The sequence below is a fragment of the Rhodococcus sp. SJ-2 genome (assembly GCF_053750035.1).
The window spans coordinates 772,030-790,556 of the sequence record NZ_CM132340.1 but is presented as its reverse complement, the minus strand read 5'-3'; the positions used below and the strand labels follow the sequence as shown (position 1 = coordinate 790,556).

Here is an 18,527-nt window from a genome sequence, read left to right as displayed (position 1 = left end):
GGAAGTCGCACCATGATCGACTCGTCCGTAGGAACCCCCGTCTCCACAGGAACATCCGCCGACGCCGCATTCGAAATCTACGCGAACGGGGGAATCACGGTCCATAAGGTCGGCCACCGACTCGGGGCCGTCATCGACGGCGTCACGCTGTCCGGAGACGTCTCCGACGAAACGTCTCTTGCAATCAGGTATGCGCTCGCCGTGAACAAGGTGATCTTCTTCCGTGGCCAGCACCACCTGACCGACGAAATCCAATACGAGTTCGGCGAGCGAATCGGCGTTCCGACCACAGCGCATCCGTCCCTGGGCGCCGACGACAGAAAAACACTGGTCCTCGAAGGAGCCGCGAGTGGCTGGCACACCGACGTCACCTTCGTCGACAGGATCCCCAAGGCATCGGTTCTTCGTTCGGTGAAAGTGCCGCCCTACGGAGGTGCCACGACGTGGGCGTCGACCACTGCCGCCTATGAGCAGTTGCCCGACCCGCTGCGCCTGCTCGTCGAGAATCTGCGGGCGGTGCATTCCAACCGTTCCGACTATGCCGCAGCGCTCGCTCCCGAACAGTTGAGCGGAAACTACTCGAAGTCGAAGGAGGACTTCCGGAGTGGATTCGCGAGGCTGCCGTTCGAGACCGAGCACCCGGTGGTGCGTGTACACCCCGAAACGGGGGAGCGAAGCTTGCTCCTCGGCCACTTCGTCCGCGATTTCGTCGGCCTGAAGGCCTCGGAGACCAGCGTCCTGTTCTCGTTGCTGCAGAATCGCATCACGAAACTCGAAAACACAGTGCGGTGGGCCTGGGCGGACGGAGACGTCGCCATCTGGGACAACCGCAACACTCAGCACTACGGTGTGGCCGACTACGGTGACCATCCCCGGGAGCTGCGACGAACGACCCTTGCGGGGGACGTGCCGGTGGACGTGCACGGCAACACCAGCCGAGTCCGTGACGGCGACGCCTCGACCTATTCCGTGGTCGACAATCCAGTGCGGCTACCGGGATTCGCAAGCGTGTAGAAGTGGACTCGTCTCAGCGCACCAGTTTCCACTTCGTCTCGTGGCGGTAGAAGGTCGACCGCTTGAGCGCGCGAGAATTGGGGACACCGTCGCGGGTGAGGAAAGCCTCGGGAGAACCGAGCTGGACGGCCCTGCCGGTGAGCCACTTGTAGCCGCCGAACCATCGGGCCCGGTCGACGGCGGCGCGTAGTCCCGGCATCTGCGGAGTCGGCTCGATCCGGATGCCGGGCACCGTGCCGGAGAACAAGCGGGTGTCGTCGACGTATGCCTCACCCACGAGCCCGTTCTCGTCGCCGCGGACGAGCGCGCGCCCCACGAGAGCCACCCCCGCGTCGTCGCGGATGAGCGGGATCGACTTGGCCTCACCCTGTAGTGCAATGGACGCGGCCTTCGAACCGGTGCGCAATCCGTAGGCTTCCGTCGCGGGTGTCCGCGACTCGGGGACGAACGCGACCTCGACCCCGAGGCGGTCGGTGCGCATCAGCCGTGTCAGTGTTGCCGCGAATGCAGCGTCGTCGCCCACGATGATCAGTCGGGGGTCGTCCACCGACTCGATGTGGGCGAACACATCCTCGAAGTCGTCCTTCTCCGGAATCGCAGGAGCCGACAGCGCGGTTACTGAGGTGAGTGCCAAGGGGAGTGGCACATCGCCGCATCTGAGCACTACCGGGGTCAACTGATCTCCTTGCTGGTCACGATCGGGCGGCCGTCGGTCAGGCGTCCACTGTAATCCGAACCGGTGCCGGTCGTGGGGACCCCGGATCGTGGCGGGCCGGGCAGAGTAATCGGATACCGAAACCGGAGCTCGGTCGATGGTGGACTACACTGTGGTCCCGGCTGCTGCCCGGAATCGGGCAGGACCCTGCAGGCGAGACCGCCCGCACGAACAACCTGCTTGAGGAGCGCGAGATGCCGGCAATCGTCCTGATCGGAGCCCAGTGGGGCGACGAGGGCAAGGGCAAAGCAACCGATCTGTTCGGCGGACGTCTGCAGTGGGTCGTGCGCTACCAGGGCGGGAACAATGCAGGCCACACCGTCGTGCTGCCGAACGGTGACAAGTTCGCGCTGCACCTGATCCCGTCGGGCATCCTCACGCCGGGCGTCACGAACGTCATCGGAAACGGTGTCGTCGTCGACCCGGGCGTGTTGCTCGACGAGCTCGCAGGCCTCGAAGAGCGCGACGTCGACACCTCGCGTCTGCTGCTCTCGGCCGATGCTCACCTGATCATGCCGTACCACGTGGCCATCGATAAGGTCACCGAACGTTTCCTCGGCGCGAAGAAGATCGGCACCACGGGCCGCGGTATCGGCCCGTGCTACCAGGACAAGATCGCGCGTGTCGGTGTCCGCGTCGCCGATGTCCTGGACGAGAAGATCTTCACCCAGAAGGTCGAGGCGGCTCTCGAGTTCAAGAACCAGGTGCTCGTCAAGATCTACAACCGCAAGGCTCTCGACCCGCAGCAGGTCGTCGACGAGGTCCTCGGCCAGGCCGAAGGATTCAAGCACCGCATCGCCGACACTCGTCTGCAGCTGAACGAGGCGCTCGAACGCGGCGACACCGTGCTGCTCGAAGGCTCGCAGGGCACGTTGCTCGATGTCGACCACGGCACCTACCCGTACGTGACGTCGTCGAACCCGACCGCAGGCGGCGCGGCTGTGGGCTCGGGCATCGGACCCACGAGGATCACCACGGTCCTCGGGATCCTCAAGGCGTACACCACGCGTGTCGGCTCCGGTCCGTTCCCGACCGAGCTGTTCGACAACCACGGCGAATATCTGGCCAAGCAGGGTGGTGAGGTCGGCGTGACCACCGGTCGCGCGCGCCGCACCGGCTGGTTCGACGCAGTCATCGCCCGCTACGCCACGCGCGTCAACGGCATCACCGACTACTTCCTCACCAAGCTCGACGTGCTGTCGGGTCTCGACACCGTGCCGATCTGCGTCGGCTACGAGGTCGACGGTGTGCGCGTCGACGACATGCCGATGACGCAGACGGACATCCATCACGCCAAGCCCATCTACGAGGAGATGCCCGGCTGGTGGGAGGACATCTCCCATGCCCGCACCTTCGAAGAGCTTCCCAAGAACGCACAGAACTACGTGCTGCGTCTCGAGGAGCTGTCCGGCGCGTTCATCTCGTGCATCGGTGTCGGGCCGGGCCGCGACGAAACGATCGTGCGGCGCGACATCCTCGCCTGAAGGCACGCACCATAAAAGTGAGGTTCGCATCACCGATGGTGAACCAGCAGCAATGCGAACCTCACTTTTTGGTTGCTTACCTGCTCGGTGCCCACGGAGCCCTCCGGTTCACCGAGCTTCTGGCGCTCACTGGCCTGTTCGATGGCAGTCCACTATCCGCGATACTGGACCGGTGATCACACGTGCGATAGGGGCCGGTTCGTTGGTCCGCGACCTCGGAAACTGGCAGGACGCCGGCAATGTTCGGCCGGCCTACCGGGCCCTCGCCGACGGCATCCGCCTCCTGGTGCACGACGGTAGGGTCCCACAGGGTGTGGCATTGCCGAGCGAGCGCGAACTCGCATCTGCGTTGTCGCTGAGCCGCACCACCGTCACCTCGGCGTATTCGGCGCTGCGTGACGAGGGTTACCTGCGCAGCCGGCAAGGCGCGCGCAGCACCGTTGCTATGCCTGCCGGGTCGCGTGCTCGCGGTGCCGTCAAGGTGATGGCAGCACCCGGAAACGACGCGATAGACATGAGCAATGCCTCGCTCCCCGCTCCCGCCGCCGAAATCGAGGCCGCGTACGGACTGGCATTGCGGTCGATGTCGGCGTACCTGTCGTCACACGGCATGGAACCGATCGGTGTGATAGCGCTGCGCGAGGTGATCGCGCGCCGGTACCGGGAACGCGGGCTTCCTACCTCGCCCGAACAGATCATGGTCACCAGCGGCGCCCAGCACGCGATGCGTTTGCTGCTCGGTGTGCTCACCGATCCGGGCGACCGAGTGATCGTCGATCATCCGACCTATCCGAATGCGCTCGAAGCCATCCGGCGGCACGGTGCGCGTCCGATCCCGGTGCCGGTGCGACCGGAGGCCGGGCCCTCCGGCGGGTGGGACCTCGGAGCGCTCGCCGGTGCCGCCCGCCAGACCGCCGCGCGCACAGCGTTTCTCGTCCCCGATTTTCACAACCCCACCGGTCTGTGTCTCGACGAGGACGGTCGCGCCGAACTTGCGCGCATCATGTACGACGCCCGCATGACCCTGGTGGTGGACGAAACGATGGTGGACCTGTGGCTCGACGCGCCGCCGCCCCCGCCTGTTGCGTCGTTCCCGGCCGGTTCCTCGCTGGTGACGGTCGGATCGACCGGCAAATCCCTGTGGGGCGGGTTGCGCGTGGGATGGATTCGCGCCGACCGCGAGATGATCGTGCGGCTCGCCGGAGCCCGATCGGGTGTGGACCTCGGCACGCCCGTCATGGAGCAGTTCGCGGCTGCGCACCTGCTGTCGGACGTCGACGACCTTCTCGAGCAACGGCGCGCGCAGCTCCGAGAGCAGCGGCAGACGCTGTGTCAGGAACTCGACGACCGCTTGCCCGAGTGGCAGTACGCCCCGGGCCAGGGTGGGATGTCGTTGTGGGTGAGGATGCCGGAGCCGGTGTCGACGGCACTTGCGGCCATCGCACCGAGCCACGGTGTGTTGCTCGCGGCCGGACCGCGTTTCGGAGTGCAGGGGGCATTCGAACGATTCGTACGGTTGCCGTACACGCAGCACCCAGACATGCTGCGGAACGCGGTGGCGGCAGTGGCCGACGCGTATGTACAGGTAGCGCAGGGCGGCGACCTCGAGACGTCCCGGCTCGTCGTCTGATCGCTGGGTTCGTTGACCTGTCGGTCAGGCGACCAGATCCGGCCTGTTCCCCGGGATCGGTTTACGGAACACATCCACACTCACGGGCGGGATGAACTGCGGCCGACGCTCGCCGGTCATCTCCACCTCCCACTCGGTGTGATGCATCAACCGATGATGATGACCACAGAGCAATACCAGATTGTCGAGATCGGTATCACCACCATCGACCCAATGGCGAAGATGATGCGCATCCGCCCACGCCGGTGGTGACGAACACCCCGGGAAAGCGCATCCACCGTCACGGACTGCCAGGGCACGTCGCTGCTCCCGACTCGCGGTGCGGCGGGTCTGCCCGTGCGCGAGCGGCACCCCGTGTTCGTCGAGAAGGATCCGGGTGACCTGACAATCACACGCAAGCATCCGGGCAGCGTCGATCGACAACGGCCCGGCCCACGGCTCGGTCGCATATCCATGCTCGGGACTGTTCGCGAATAGTTCTTTCACCGCAGTGTTGGTCGTCAGGTCGTTGATCGACGCGGTGACCGTCACGTGCGGTTTCACGCCGCCTTCGACCGGGACGAGTCCGGCGGCTTCGACGAACTGAAGGAGTTGATCGAACCCGTCGGCGTTGCGTTTCGACGCCGGCCGATCGTCCTTGACGCCATTTACCTCCGGTCGTGGTGTGGCCAGCGGGGACAGCAGATGCCGCAGACGCGCGCCGGTGAGCGCGTCGAACTCGCCTTTGATGACGACCCGGCCGTGCCAGGTGGTCGAGACGAACAGTTCGTTGCGTGAAGAGTCTTCACCCGGTGGTGGTCCGTCGCCGGTGCCAAAGAGGTGTTCGAGTCGGCGGATCAATGCCCGCACGGTCGCTGTGGTCGCGACCTTCTTGCTGGCGTGCTCGATGAGGATGTCGCGGGCCTTCTCGAACTCGCAGGGGTTCATGGTGCGGGGGTAGTGCTGGCAGAAGTAGGCGATCTGCCGTGCCTTCTGTGCATCGAGAAGGCCGGATGAATAGGCTTCGCGCACTTCCGGTTCCAACCGTAAGAGCCGAGCGAGTGTTTCGATGCGGTGGCATTCCCCGAGTTCGAGGTTGGTGGCGGCGCACAGCCAGTGGGCGGGGCTGCGGTAGCCGTGCTCTTTGACGGTGTCGCGTTCGATCATCGCGATGATCAGATCCACCCGGTGTACCTGCCAGGTATGGATTTCGGCGGAGACGGCGAGCGCCTCGGCCGTCAGTTGTGTGTCGTCGTATTTCCAGAGGCCCCCACCCATGATCGAATTCTATAGAACGCAGATTCGAATTACAAGGAGAAGTGCGAACATTTGTTCTAGTATTTCGAGTGAATGTTCGGCTTCATGGATAGGGGAGAACGACGCGCCCCGCCTGTCGAGCAACATCGAGATCAACACAGCTTCCTGCTGTTGTTCGTCGACCATCGACAGCGCCCGGGCTCGCACAGCCCAGGTCCCGCCGATCATCGCGGGCTCGGTCAACAAGGCGGGTGAAAACGGGATTCGCGGGGTCGCTGACGTCCAGGACCTGTAGCCCGGCGTCGGGCCCGAGAAGCCCGAGAAGATTGGTCGGCCACGTCGAGGCAATGCACAGTTCTTGTAGGTAGGGCCGACCGGTCCGGCCCCGCGACCCTGGTGCTGCTCAGACCCTGGTACTGCTCCGAGGAGCTGCTCACGATGCTGTCGGACGGAACACCGTCACCGCTCGCACGGGCGTGGCGCCCTTACCGGTCGGTCTCGCGGACCCGCCGTGCCGTGTCGGTGGTCGGCGATATCGTGGATACAGGACTCGAGACCGGGTCTGTGTCCGACGAAGTGAGGGTCGATCGTGGCCGCGCAGGATCCGCTGCAGACGCAGCGCGACGCCGGACCCGACGTCGCCGCGGAGTTGGCTGCGGCCGGATTCGTCGAGGCGGAAGAGATCGGCCGCGGCGGGTTCGGAATCGTCTATCGCTGCCGGGAGGTCGCGCTCGACCGGATCGTGGCGGTCAAGGTCCTCACTTCCGATCTCGACATCGACAACCTCGAACGATTTCTGCGCGAGCAGCGCGCGATGGGGCAACTGTCGGGCCACCCGAACATCGTCAACGTGCTGCAGATAGGCACCACAGATTCGGGACGGCCGTACCTGGTGATGCAGTATCACCCCCGCGATTCACTCGACGCGCAGATCCGCCGGTCCGGCCCGCTGCACTGGCACGACGCACTCCAGCTCGGCATCAAACTGGCAGGCGCCCTGGAGACCGCCCACCGGCTCGGCATCGCGCACCGCGACGTCAAACCCGCGAACATCCTGCTCACCCAGTTCGGCGAACCGCAGCTCACGGATTTCGGGATCGCCCGAATACGCGGGGGATTCGAGACTGCGACCGGTGAAGTCACCGGTTCGCCCGCCTTCACCGCCCCGGAAGTGCTCTCCGGTCGCGCCCCGACCCCCTCCTCCGACGTCTACAGCCTTGCAGCGACGACCTTCTGTGCACTCACCGGTCACGCGGCGTTCGAACGCCGCAGTGGCGAGCGCGTCGTCGCACAGTTCGTACGCCTGACCACACAGCCGATTCCGGATCTGCGGGCAGATGGAGTGCCAGGCGAGTTGTGCGCGGCGATCGAGCAGGCCATGTCGGTGGACCCCGATTCCCGACCCGAGACCGCCGCCGAATTCGGCGAGATCCTGCGCACTGTGCAGGCCGAACACGGTTTGCGTGTCGATGATCTCGCGGTTGCCGACGCCCTGAAGGACTCCGGCACGGCTGCGGCTCACACGGCAGCGTCCGCCGCGACGAGCGGGCGGGTGCGCACGCGGCGCACAGGCAGTCGATCGACCACTCCGCCTGCCCCGGCGACGAGGTTCCGCCCGCCGGTTCCGTCCAAGCGTCTCGTCGCACGCTGGTCGTTGCTGGATCTGCTCGGTGAGCAGCACCGCCGCAGGCTCGTCGTGGTGCATGCGCCGCCGGGCTTCGGGAAGACGATGTTCGCCATCGAATGGCGGTATCAACTCGACGATCAGGGTGTCGCGGTGGCGTGGCTCAACGTCGACCACGACGACAACAACGTCGTCTGGTTCCTCGCGCATCTGATCGAGGCGATCAGGCAGGTGCGACCCACCCTCGCGCAGGAACTGGGTCAGGCGCTCGACGAACACGGCGACGATGCCGAACGCTACGTGCTCACCTCTTTGATCGACGAGATCCACACCGCTGCAGAACGACTCGTGGTGATAATCGACGACTGGCATCGTGTCACCGACCCGGCGACGATCGCAGCGTTGGCATTCTTGCTCGACAACGGGTGCCATCACCTCCAGGTCATGGTGGTCGGACGTACCCGTGCGGGGCTGCCGGTGAGTCGCATGCGGGTGCTCGACGAGCTCGTCGAGATCGATCACCGCATGCTCACTTTCGACATCGACGAGACCAAGAAGTTCCTTGGGCGACATCTCGATACGGAGCTCGACGACGCCACCGTCGCCGATCTCGTCGCAGCAACCGAAGGCTGGCCCGCGGCCCTGCAATTGGCATCGGTGTCGTTGCAGGGGCACGACGATCCCGCGCATCTGGTAGCGCACCTGTCCGGTCGGCACCGCGGTATCGGGCAGTTCCTCACCGAAAATGTCCTCACCTCACTCGACGACGAACTCCTCGACTTCCTGCTCACCGCGGCGGTGACGGAACAGACGTGCGGGAGCCTGGCGTCGGTATTGAGCGGCCACGGGCACGGTCAGGCGATGCTCGAAGACATCGAGGACCGCGATCTGTTCCTGCACCGCGTCGACGAGGACGGACGGTGGTTCCGCTTCCAGCCGCTGTTCGCCGAGTTCCTGCGACAACGACTCGAACGCGACTTTCCGGAGCGCATGCCCGGACTTCACCGGACTGCAGCACAGTGGTTCGAACAGCATGCGATGACCGGTGAAGCCGTCGACCATGCCCTCGCGGCTGCCGACGGCGACTACGCGGTCGACATCGTCGAACGTCACGCCCGAGACCTCCTGGCCGATGGCCGCGCCACCACATTGGTGGGGTTGGTCTCGAAGCTTCCGCGCGGGGCCGTGGCGGTCCGGCCGCTGCTGCAGCTGGCCCTGGCGTGGGCCTACGTCGTCACCCACGACACCGAACGCGGTCAGCGTGCGCTCGCGAGGGTCGAACGTGGTCTCGACGCGGACCGGATCATCGGCGACGAAGCCGTCGACGCCGCCATCGAAGTGGAAGTGGTGCGGAGCATCCTCGACGTGCGGCGCGACCGAACCGGCGCCGCCGACGGGCTCGTCGAGAGACTCCTGGATCGCGCCGACACACTCGCACCGATCGTCGTGTCGTCGGGTCTCAACGCCGCGACGTTCGACGCCGTCTACCGCGGCGAATTCTCGAAGGCGCGGCAGTTGCAGGATCTCGCAGCTCCCTACCACGATCTCAACGCCGGGCCGTACAACCTCATGCACGGCAACGCGCTCCTCGGACTCGCCGCACGCGAACAACTCGACCTCGATGCGGCGGGCGATCTACTGCGAGAGGCCTGGCGCTTGTCGCGACTCGGCAGCGGACCGCACTCGTCGTCGGCCTTGCTCGCCGGGTCGGTGCTGGGGGAGTACCTGTACGAGCAGGGAGATCTCGACGAGGCCGAACGACTACTCGACGACGGCTACGAGCTGGGGGCCGAGGGCGGCGTCGTGGATTTCAAGATTGCGCGGTATGTGATCGGTGCTCGGGTGAAGGCGCTGCGCGGCAGGCATGACATCGCGGCGACCCGATTGGAGGACGGTGCGCGCGCTGCCGCGACGATGAAACTGGACCGTCTTGCTGCGGCCGTCGAGAACGAACGTGTCCGGTTGGGGTACCCGATCGCACATCCACGGCCGGTCGCCGAATACGGCCGACCCCGTCCCGAGACGGGAATTGCGTTGCACACCGCCCAGATCGAGGAGGATACCGCGATCCGGTTGCTACTCACTGATCCCTCGCCCGAGCACGTCGTGCTCGCCCACCGGTGGGCGAGCGAGTGGTTCGTGTTGCTGCAGCAACGCGGATTCCTGCACCGCGCGCAGCGTGCTCTCGAACTCGTCGAAGAGTGCGAAAAGCACGGTGCCACCCCGGATCGCGACTGATCCGGGGTGGCAGCGAATCATTGCGCTCGTCTGGTCAGACCCAGAGGGTCGTGATGTCGGTGGCCTCGCCGGCAGGCGCGGCCGGTGTGCCCGCCGGGGTGCGGGAGAACCGCGGAGCGGGAGCGTGTTGGGTGATGCCCTCTAGCTCGATGAGCGACCCCCGTGCAGCGATGTGCTCATTCGCGGGTGCCTCAGCGAAGGTGAGTACGGGGGAGACGCACGCGTCGGTGCCGAGGAAGATCGCCGACCACTCGTCGCGCGTCTTCGACAGGAACTTCTCCGTGAACAACTTCTTCATCTCCGGCCACGACGACATGTCGTTCTGGGCGGGCAGCTCGGCTGCGTCGAGGTCGAGACCCTTGAGCAGCAGCGCGTAGAACTGCGGTTCGATCGATCCGACGGCCATGTACTTGCCGTCCTTCGTCTCGTACACCTCGTAGTACGGGGCGCCGGTGTCGAGCATGTTCACACCGCGTTCGTCCGACCATGCACCGCGGCCGCGGAACGCCCACATCATGTGCGACAGTGCCAGCGCGCCGTCGACCATCGCCGCATCGACGACCTGCCCCTTGCCCGACACACCTCGCTCGACGAGCGCGGAGAGAATGCCGAAGATCAGGAACATCGAACCGCCACCGAAGTCGCCGACCATGTTCAGCGGCGGCACCGGACGTTCACCCTTACGGCCGATCGCGTGCAGCACGCCCGTGAGGGAGATGTAGTTGATGTCGTGGCCGGCCGCGTTCGCCAGCGGACCTGCCTGACCCCACCCCGTCATCCGGCCGTACACGATCCGAGGGTTGCGTTCGAGTACCACGTCGGGGCCCAAGCCCATGCGTTCGGTCACTCCGGGACGGAAGCCCTCGATGAGCACGTCGGCGCGCTCGAGCAGCGAGAGTACGTTCTCGATGTCATCGGGGTTCTTGAGGTCGGCCTCGATGATGCGGCGGTTGCGCTGGATCGGATCGCGTGCGCCTTCCGGCGGGATGCCGCCGGGACGCTGGACCGTGACGACGTCGGCGCCGAGATCGGCGAGCAGCGTCGCAGCGTGCGGTCCGGGGCCGAGCCCCTTGAACTCGACGACGCGGATACTCGCGAGGGGACCCTTCTTCTCAACTGCTTCAGCTGACACTCGTCGAACCTCACTCCGGTGCGTAGGGACTAACGCCTCGGAGAGTACCTTAGCGAGCGTTCAACATATGGGTTGCGTCACTGCTCGTACAGGTCGGCTTCGCCGAGCCCGGTCGCCTCGAAGGCGTCCTGCAGGTCGGCGTGGCGTACGACCGTGACGACCTGGTCCTCGACCACACGGAAGGCGATGGCTTCCTCGACCGGCGTATCAGGGTCGGACGCCCAGGTCGACGTCTCTTCGACGACGACGATGCCGTGGTGCACGAACATACGTCCCATCTCGAGGGTCACGCCCGACGAGGTCGCCCATTCGCGCAGTTCGTCGAGGCCTTGGTCGGGATCATCGTCATCGGTGGGCAACACGATGTCGTCGCTGGACAACTCCACAAGGGTCTCGATGTCGTTGCTGTTGACGGCATCGTGCCAGGCCAGAACGGTCGCGATCTCCGAGGTGCTCATAGGTCCAAGACTAGGTGAACGCGGTCGGTGTCAACACGAATGTGACCCGATCTGTTGCCGACCGAGGCGCGTACGGAGCAGAGTGGTGCCATGACGATCAGCGGCCAACTCGTGAGCTTCGTGCCCAGCACCGATCTCGATGTCTCGGAGATGTTCTATGTCGACACCCTCGGCTTCCGGAAGATCGATCGGGACAACTTCACGCTGGTGATCGACGGGGGCGAAGGAGCCCCCGTGCGGGTCACCCTCGTGCAGTCGCGCGGCGAGACCGGTTACACCGCCCTGGGCTGGCGGGTGCTCGACCTCGACGAGACCGTCGAACGACTCCGCTCCAAGGGCGTCGACTTCATTCGGTACACCGGTATGGATCAGGACGACCACGATGCGTGGACCGCGCCCGACGGGCTGCGGGTCGCGTGGTTCCGCGACCCGCACAGCAACGTACTCTCGCTCATCGAGAATCACGCCTGACCCAGGTCACGTCAGGAAGCTCCCCTTCACGAACCCGGCGAGCAGCACCGCGAACCCGCCCATCTCGCCGACGATGAGCGCGGCCATCGCGACGCCCAGACCTCGCGTGGGATGCGCGAACTGGTTGGTGGTGTCGCGCCACGCACCGTGAAGGACGTAACTGGCGATCGCGCCGACGAAGAACACCACGAGCACGGCGGTAGCCGCAAGATTCACCCAGGTCGGCCACGCGCTGAGCTCGACGAAGACAGCCACGAGCAGCGTCGCGAAGGAATACATCAACGCCGAACGGTGCGCGATGTCCACATACGGGTGCGCGAGATGCGTCTCCGATGTTGCCATCTGGCGGTATTTCCACACGCCCAGCGCCAGCGCGAGCAGGAATATCGATCCGGCCGCGAGCAACGTCAGTTCTGTGTCGACCCCCAAGTCCATCCGGCCAGTATGCGATACGAGCGCCGATCAGCTGCAGCCACTGGTGTTCCCACACGACGGGCAGGCGTGACACGATCCCGACCGCTGCATCTGTACGCCGCACTGCATACAGTACGGCGCATCCGAACCGGAGCCGGACCGCGCAGGACCCGACGCAACGTGCCCCTCGCGGGTGTCGGCGGTGACGTGTGCCTCCTCCGAGGCCTGCAGCTCGGGTGCGAGTCCGTCGTGTGCGGCGCGTTCACCACCGGTACGCACACCGAGTTCCATCCGCTCCTCGGTGTCGAGATAATCCACCGCAAGCCTGCGGAAGATGTAGTCGAGTATCGACGACGCGATCCGCAGATCCGGATCGTCGGTGATGCCCGCCGGTTCGAATCGTGTACTGGTGAACGCCCGCACGAATGTGCGCAGCGGAACCCCGTATTGCAGGCCGTAACTGACCGCCATGGAGAACGCGTCCATGATGCCTGCGAGGGTGGAGCCCTGCTTCGACACGCGGAGGAACATCTCGCCGGGACGCCCGTCGTCGTATTCGCCGATCGTGACAAAACCCTTGCAGTCGGCAACCCGGAACTCGAACGTGCGCGAATTGCGGGTGCGCGGCAGACGCTCGCGACGAGCAGTCGCAACCGGAGCAATTGCCGGAGACGACGGTATCGACGTCGACAGTGGCTGCCCGAGTTTGCAGTTGTCGCGATAGACGGCGAGCGCCTTGAGCCCCAGCCGCCACGCATCGAGGTACAGGTCGGCGATGTCGTCTACGGTGGCGGACTCCGGAAGATTCACGGTTTTCGAGATCGCACCCGACAGGAAGGGCTGTACTGCAGCCATCATCGTCACATGTCCGCGCGGCGCAATGGCATTGCTGCCCATCGATGTTGCGAACACCGGATGATGCTCGGTGCGTACATGCGGAGCGCCCGCGAGGGTGTGCTCCCGATCCAGATGAGCGACGATATCGGCGACCTCGGCCGGACCGTATCCGAGTCGCGCCAGTGCTCGTGGCACACTGCGATTGACGATCGACAAACTGCCCCCGCCCACGAGTTTCTTCGTCTTGACCAGGGCCAGGTCGGGCTCGATTCCGGTGGTGTCACAGTCCATCGCCAGGCCGATCGTGCCGGTGGGAGCGAGCACGGTGACCTGGCTGTTCCGCACGCCGTGCTCGGTGCCGTCGGTGACCGCACGATCCCACGCCTGGCGGGCCGCGGCCAGCACGGCCGGAGGGGCGAGTGCGGCATCGATGTCGTCGACCGCACCGCGGTGCCGTGCGAGCACGCCGAGCATCGAGTCGCGGTTCTCGTCGTACCCATCGAACGGCCCCATTCGCTCCGCGAGACGAGCCGACACCGCATAGGCGTGCCCCGTCATCAACGCGGTGATCGCGGCGGCATATGCCCGACCGGCGTCGCTGTCGTACGGAAGACCCGACGCCATCAGCAGCGCACCGAGATTCGCGTATCCGAGTCCGAGTTGCCGGAACCGGCGGGACGTCTCACCGATTTTCTCGGTGGGGTAGTCGGCGCGACCGACGAGAATCTCCTGCGCGGTGAGCATCACCGCGACGGCATGACGGAAACCGTCAACGTCGAACACGCCGTCTTCCCGCAGGAAGGTCAGCAGATTCAGGCTCGACAGGTTGCATGCGGAGTCGTCGAGGTGCATGTATTCCGAGCACGGGTTGGAGCCGTTGATCCGGCCGGTCGACGCAGCGGTGTGCCAACGGTTGATCGTGGTGTCGTACTGCATGCCCGGGTCGGCGCACTCCCACGCGGCAGCAGCGATGCGCTGCAGGAGGTCTCGCGCTCGGACCGTGCGGACGGACTCGCCGGTCGTCACCGCGCGCAACGGCCACTGCGCGTCGTCGACGACGGCCTGCATGAATTCGTCGGTGACCCGCACCGAATTGTTCGCATTCTGATACTGCACCGAATGGATGTCGGAACCACTCAGCCCCATGTCGAACCCGGCGCCCGCGAGCACTCGCGCCTTGCGTTCCTCGATCGCCTTGCAGTCGACGAACTCCTCGATGTCGGGATGCGCGACGTCGAGGATCACCATCTTCGCGGCGCGGCGGGTCTTGCCACCCGACTTGATGGTCCCCGCTGATGCGTCGGCCCCGCGCATGAAGCTGACCGGACCCGACGCCGTGCCACCTCCTCCGAGATGCTCGACGGACGATCGGATGCGTGAGAGGTTCACGCCGGCCCCGGAGCCACCTTTGAAGATCACTGCTTCTTGCCGGTACCACTCGAGGATCGAGTCGATGCTGTCGTCGACGGACAGGATGAAACAAGCGCTGGCCTGCTGAGGAGTGTCGGGCACGCCGATGTTGAACCACACCGGGCTGTTGAACGACGCCTTCTGATGCAGGAGCAGGTGTGTGAGCTCGGCGGCGAACGCGGTCGGGTCGTCGAGGTGACCGTCGGAGGTGCCCCACGCGGTGATCGTGTCGACGATGCGCGCGACCACATCACGCAGCGAATGTTCGCGCGTGGCGGTGCCGAGCTGCCCGCGGAAGTACTTCTGCGTGACGATATCCGTGGCGTTCTGCGACCAGAATTCCGGGAACTCGACGCCCGGTTGCTCGAAGACGACCTCACCGGTGCCGTGGTGGACGATGCGGGCGTCGCGGCGCTGCCAGGTCACCTCGTCGGCGGGATCGACCCCGGGTGTCGTGAACCGGTGGACATCAGCGCGAGCGCGGTGGGCATCGTCGCGAGCGTGATCGGGACGCGCAATCATGGTGCGCCGCCCTGTGCTGCTCGACTGTGGTGCACTGCTCATCGCTTTCCTTCCGGGCGCGGCGACGGTTGCCACATATAGTCCCACCATGGTCCCACCGCGTCCCCGAATATCTCCACGTCTCGGCACTCCGCTGTCGCCGGGCGCCACCCGTGTCCTGCTGCTCGGGTCGGGCGAGCTCGGCAAGGAGGTGACCATCGCATTGCAGCGACTCGGTGTCGAGGTCATCGCAGTGGATCGCTACGCTGACGCCCCCGGCCACCAGGTCGCGCACCGCGCCCACGTCATCGACATGGGCGACCCCGACGCAGTCCTCGCCGTCATCGAGGCCGAACGACCCCACCTCGTGGTCCCGGAGATCGAAGCCATCGCCACCGACGCGCTCGCCACCGTCGAAGAACGCGGCCTCGCCGAGGTGATCCCCACCGCGCGGGCCACACAGCTGACGATGAACCGGGAAGGCATCCGCAGGCTCGCCGCAGAGGAACTGGGCCTGCCGACGTCGCCGTACCGGTTCGCGGACTCCCTCGACGAGATCCGAGCAGCTACCGAGACCATCGGCTTCCCCTGCGTGATCAAACCCGTCATGTCGTCGTCCGGTAAAGGCCAGTCGACGGTGCGTTCGGCCGACGACCTGGACGCCGCGTGGGAATACGCTCTGGCCGGGGGACGCATCAACTACGGCACCGTCATCGTCGAAGGGTTCGTCGACTTCGACTACGAGATCACACAGCTCACCGTGCGCGCCGTCGGCGAATCGGGTGAGGTCGAGACCTACTTCTGCGAACCGATCGGCCACCTGCAGCGCGACGGCGACTACGTCGAATCGTGGCAGCCGCAGCCGATGAGCGACGCCGCGCTGTTCCGGTCGCGGGAGGTCGCGGCGGCCGTGACGACAGCGCTCGGGGGCCGCGGGGTGTTCGGCGTCGAATTGTTCGTCAAGGGCGACGATGTCTACTTCTCCGAGGTGAGTCCCCGCCCCCACGACACCGGCCTCGTGACCATGGGCAGCCAGCGCTACTCCGAGTTCGAACTGCACGCCCGCGCGATCCTCGGGCTGCCGGTGGACGTGGAGCAGTTGCGTCCGGGTGCCTCCGCGGTGATCTACGGCGGACTCGACGCGACCGGTATCGCATTCGACGGACTCGTCGAGGCACTGCGTACACCGGAGACGGATGTGCGCCTGTTCGGTAAGCCCGAATCGTTCCCGCGTCGCAGGATGGGAGTGGCCGTCTCTACCGGCCCGGACGTCGACAGCGCCCGCGAACGCGCGACGCATGCCGCATCGCTCGTTCGCCCGGTCGCGCCGTGAGCGCAGGGGGCGAGCTTCTCGTCGGTCTCGCGATCCTCGTCGGGCTCGTCGGGATCGTCGTGCCGATCCTGCCGGGTGTGCTGCTGATCTTTGCGGCGATCGCGGTATGGGCGTTCATGACCGGCGGCACCGTGGCCTGGGCTGTATTCGCGGTGGCAACGGTCGCGCTGCTGGTCACCGGGGTCGTCAAATACACCTGGCCGGGTAAGCGACTTCAGCAGTCGGGGGTGCCCACGCGGTCGCTGATCATCGGCGGGGTGGTCGGCATCGTCGGTTTCTTCGTGATCCCGGTGATCGGCCTGTTCCTCGGGTTCCTGCTCGGCATGTACGCGTCGGAGGCACAGCGGCATCGGACGCACAAGGACGCGTGGCGCTCGACGGTGGAAGCGACGAAGGCGGTCGGCTTGTCGATGCTCGTCGAACTGCTCGGTGGGCTCGTAGCTGCAGGCGCGTGGCTGGGTGCGGTGTTGTTCGCCTGAGAACGAGACCGGCCGGATGCCGCATCAGTAGATGTGGCATCCGGCCGGAGACGCGGTAGTGCGCAGCGTCTACTTGTGGGGTTCCGAGGCGCGGAACATGTCATCGCGCTCGACGACCTTGACGCGCTCGCGGCCTTCCGCCTCACCGAGGCTGCGCTCGTGCGCATCGAGGCGGTACCAGCCCTGCCACGTGGTGTAGGGCAGGTTCTTCTCTTCGAGGAACTTCACGACGTCGTCCTCGCCCGGAAGTTCAGGAGCGGAGAGGCGGCCCGCCGCGCGATCCTCGAGGAGGTTCGCGACGGTTTCGTTGGCGTCGCCCTTGGTGTGGCCGATCAGGCCAACCGGGCCGCGCTTGATCCAGCCGGTGACGTACGTGCGCGGCATGAACCGGTCGGGACCGTCGACGGTGTCGTCGGCGAGCACGCGTCCGGCCTCGTTGGGGACGGTGCCTGCCTGGTCGTCGAACGGCAGGTTCGCGATGTTCTGAGACAGGTAACCCACTGCGCGGTACACGGCCTGCACGTCCCAGTCGCGGGTCTTGCCGGTGCCGCGCACGTTGCCGGTGCCGTCGAGTTCGGTGCGCTCGGTGCGGAGGCCGACGACCTTGCCGTCCTCGCCGAGAACCTCGGCGGGCGACTCGAAGAAGTGCAGGAACAGCTTGTGCGGGCGATCGCCTGCGTCGCGGATGGCCCAGTCCTGCAGGGTGTTGGCGACCATGTCGACCTGCTTGGAATTGCGGCGCGCCGCCTCGGAGCCTGCGTCGTAGTCGATGTCCTCGGGGTCGACGATGACCTCGATGGTCGGCGAGTGGTCGAGTTCGCGCAGCTCGAGCGGGGTGAACTTGGCCTGGGCCGGTCCGCGACGCCCGAAGACGTGGACCTCGACGGCCTTGTTGTTCTTCAGGCCCTCGTAGACGTTCGGCGGAATCTCGGTGGGCAGCAGTTCGTCGCCGGTCTTGGCGAGCACGCGCGCGATGTCGAGCGCAACGTTGCCGACGCCGAGGACTGCGACCTTCTCGGCCTCGAGCGGCCAGGCGCGCGGAACATCGGGATGGCCGTCGTACCAGGACACGAAGTCTGCGGCGCCGTAGCTGCCGTCGAGATCGATGCCGGGGATCTTCAGTTCCCGGTCGGCGTTGGCGCCGGTCGAGAAGATCACCGCGTCGTAGAAGCGGTAGAGGTCGTCGAGCGTGATGTCGACGCCGTAGTCGAGATTGCCGAGCAGTCGCACGTTCGGCTTGTCGAGCACCTTGTGCAGTGCGGTGATGATGCCCTTGATGCGCGGATGGTCGGGCGCAACGCCGTAGCGGATGAGGCCGAACGGGGCCGGCATGCGTTCGAACAGGTCGATGCTCACCCCGGGATCCTGCGCAGTGTCGGACTTCATGAGTGCATCGGCGGCGTAGATACCGGCGGGGCCGGCACCGACGATCGCGACGCGAAGGGGACGGCTCTGATCAGTCACAGGGGATCAACTACCTCTTCGATGTGCGGACGGACATATCCAGCTTAAATTAAGGCTGCCCTCAGTGGGCGCGCGCAGGTCGCGCGG

Annotated in this window: 14 protein-coding genes; 7 read left to right on the top strand and 7 right to left on the bottom strand. The window is 65.8% G+C overall.

The features are described from left to right. Positions 1-12 precede the first annotated feature (12 nt). Complete coding sequence (locus ACSYG9_RS03730; protein WP_454841193.1) at positions 13-1,014, top strand: TauD/TfdA dioxygenase family protein; 1,002 nt, start codon at positions 13-15, stop codon at positions 1,012-1,014. A gap of 13 nt (positions 1,015-1,027) precedes the next feature. On the opposite strand, the gene ACSYG9_RS03725 is transcribed toward ACSYG9_RS03730, so the two are convergent. Then, positions 1,028-1,678, bottom strand: a complete 651-nt coding sequence (locus tag ACSYG9_RS03725; protein ID WP_440127523.1) for a hypothetical protein — start codon at positions 1,676-1,678, stop codon at positions 1,028-1,030. Positions 1,679-1,923: 245 nt separating this feature from the next. On the opposite strand from ACSYG9_RS03725, the gene ACSYG9_RS03720 reads away from it, so the two are divergent. Together ACSYG9_RS03720 and yczR are read left to right on the top strand one after the other, a co-directional pair. After that, on the top strand, positions 1,924-3,213 hold the full coding sequence (locus tag ACSYG9_RS03720) for an adenylosuccinate synthase (protein WP_454841191.1): 1,290 nt from the start codon (positions 1,924-1,926) through the stop codon (positions 3,211-3,213). Between the two features lie 172 nt (positions 3,214-3,385). Then, the gene (gene yczR / locus ACSYG9_RS03715; protein ID WP_454841190.1) at positions 3,386-4,843 is read left to right on the top strand and encodes a MocR-like transcription factor YczR; all 1,458 of its coding nucleotides are present in this window, start codon (positions 3,386-3,388) and stop codon (positions 4,841-4,843) included. Between the two features lie 24 nt (positions 4,844-4,867). Here the strand turns inward: yczR and ACSYG9_RS03710 are convergent, their stop codons facing one another. Next, on the bottom strand, positions 4,868-6,100 hold the full coding sequence (locus ACSYG9_RS03710; RefSeq protein WP_454841188.1) for a DUF222 domain-containing protein: 1,233 nt from the start codon (positions 6,098-6,100) through the stop codon (positions 4,868-4,870). Between the two features lie 568 nt (positions 6,101-6,668). Between ACSYG9_RS03710 and ACSYG9_RS03705 the strand changes: the two genes are divergently transcribed. Then, positions 6,669-9,941, top strand: a complete 3,273-nt coding sequence (locus ACSYG9_RS03705) for a protein kinase domain-containing protein (protein ID WP_454841186.1) — start codon at positions 6,669-6,671, stop codon at positions 9,939-9,941. Between the two features lie 34 nt (positions 9,942-9,975). On the opposite strand, the gene ACSYG9_RS03700 is transcribed toward ACSYG9_RS03705, so the two are convergent. Then, entirely contained in the window at positions 9,976-11,073 is a 1,098-nt protein-coding gene (locus ACSYG9_RS03700) for a CoA transferase (protein ID WP_440125866.1), read from the bottom strand. Between the two features lie 77 nt (positions 11,074-11,150). Continuing rightward, on the bottom strand, positions 11,151-11,531 hold the full coding sequence (locus ACSYG9_RS03695) for a nuclear transport factor 2 family protein (RefSeq protein ID WP_440125865.1): 381 nt from the start codon (positions 11,529-11,531) through the stop codon (positions 11,151-11,153). A gap of 90 nt (positions 11,532-11,621) precedes the next feature. On the opposite strand from ACSYG9_RS03695, the gene ACSYG9_RS03690 reads away from it, so the two are divergent. After that, the gene (locus tag ACSYG9_RS03690) at positions 11,622-12,002 is read left to right on the top strand and encodes a VOC family protein (protein WP_440125864.1); all 381 of its coding nucleotides are present in this window, start codon (positions 11,622-11,624) and stop codon (positions 12,000-12,002) included. A gap of 6 nt (positions 12,003-12,008) precedes the next feature. On the opposite strand, the gene ACSYG9_RS03685 is transcribed toward ACSYG9_RS03690, so the two are convergent. Beyond that, positions 12,009-12,437, bottom strand: coding sequence for a hypothetical protein (locus tag ACSYG9_RS03685; RefSeq protein WP_440125863.1), 429 nt, complete (start codon positions 12,435-12,437; stop codon positions 12,009-12,011). Positions 12,438-12,464: 27 nt separating this feature from the next. Next, positions 12,465-15,185 (bottom strand): vitamin B12-dependent ribonucleotide reductase, encoded by a 2,721-nt coding sequence (locus ACSYG9_RS03680; protein ID WP_440127521.1) that lies wholly within the window; start codon positions 15,183-15,185, stop codon positions 12,465-12,467. Between the two features lie 88 nt (positions 15,186-15,273). Between ACSYG9_RS03680 and purT the strand changes: the two genes are divergently transcribed. Continuing rightward, the gene (purT, locus tag ACSYG9_RS03675) at positions 15,274-16,497 is read left to right on the top strand and encodes a formate-dependent phosphoribosylglycinamide formyltransferase (protein WP_440125862.1); all 1,224 of its coding nucleotides are present in this window, start codon (positions 15,274-15,276) and stop codon (positions 16,495-16,497) included. Continuing rightward, on the top strand, positions 16,494-16,976 hold the full coding sequence (locus tag ACSYG9_RS03670) for a DUF456 domain-containing protein (protein WP_440125861.1): 483 nt from the start codon (positions 16,494-16,496) through the stop codon (positions 16,974-16,976). The genes purT and ACSYG9_RS03670 overlap by 4 nt, the downstream gene beginning before the upstream one ends. A gap of 69 nt (positions 16,977-17,045) precedes the next feature. Here ACSYG9_RS03670 and ACSYG9_RS03665 read toward each other — a convergent pair whose 3' ends face one another. Beyond that, on the bottom strand, positions 17,046-18,440 hold the full coding sequence (locus ACSYG9_RS03665) for an FAD-dependent oxidoreductase (protein WP_440125860.1): 1,395 nt from the start codon (positions 18,438-18,440) through the stop codon (positions 17,046-17,048). Positions 18,441-18,527 lie beyond the last annotated feature (87 nt).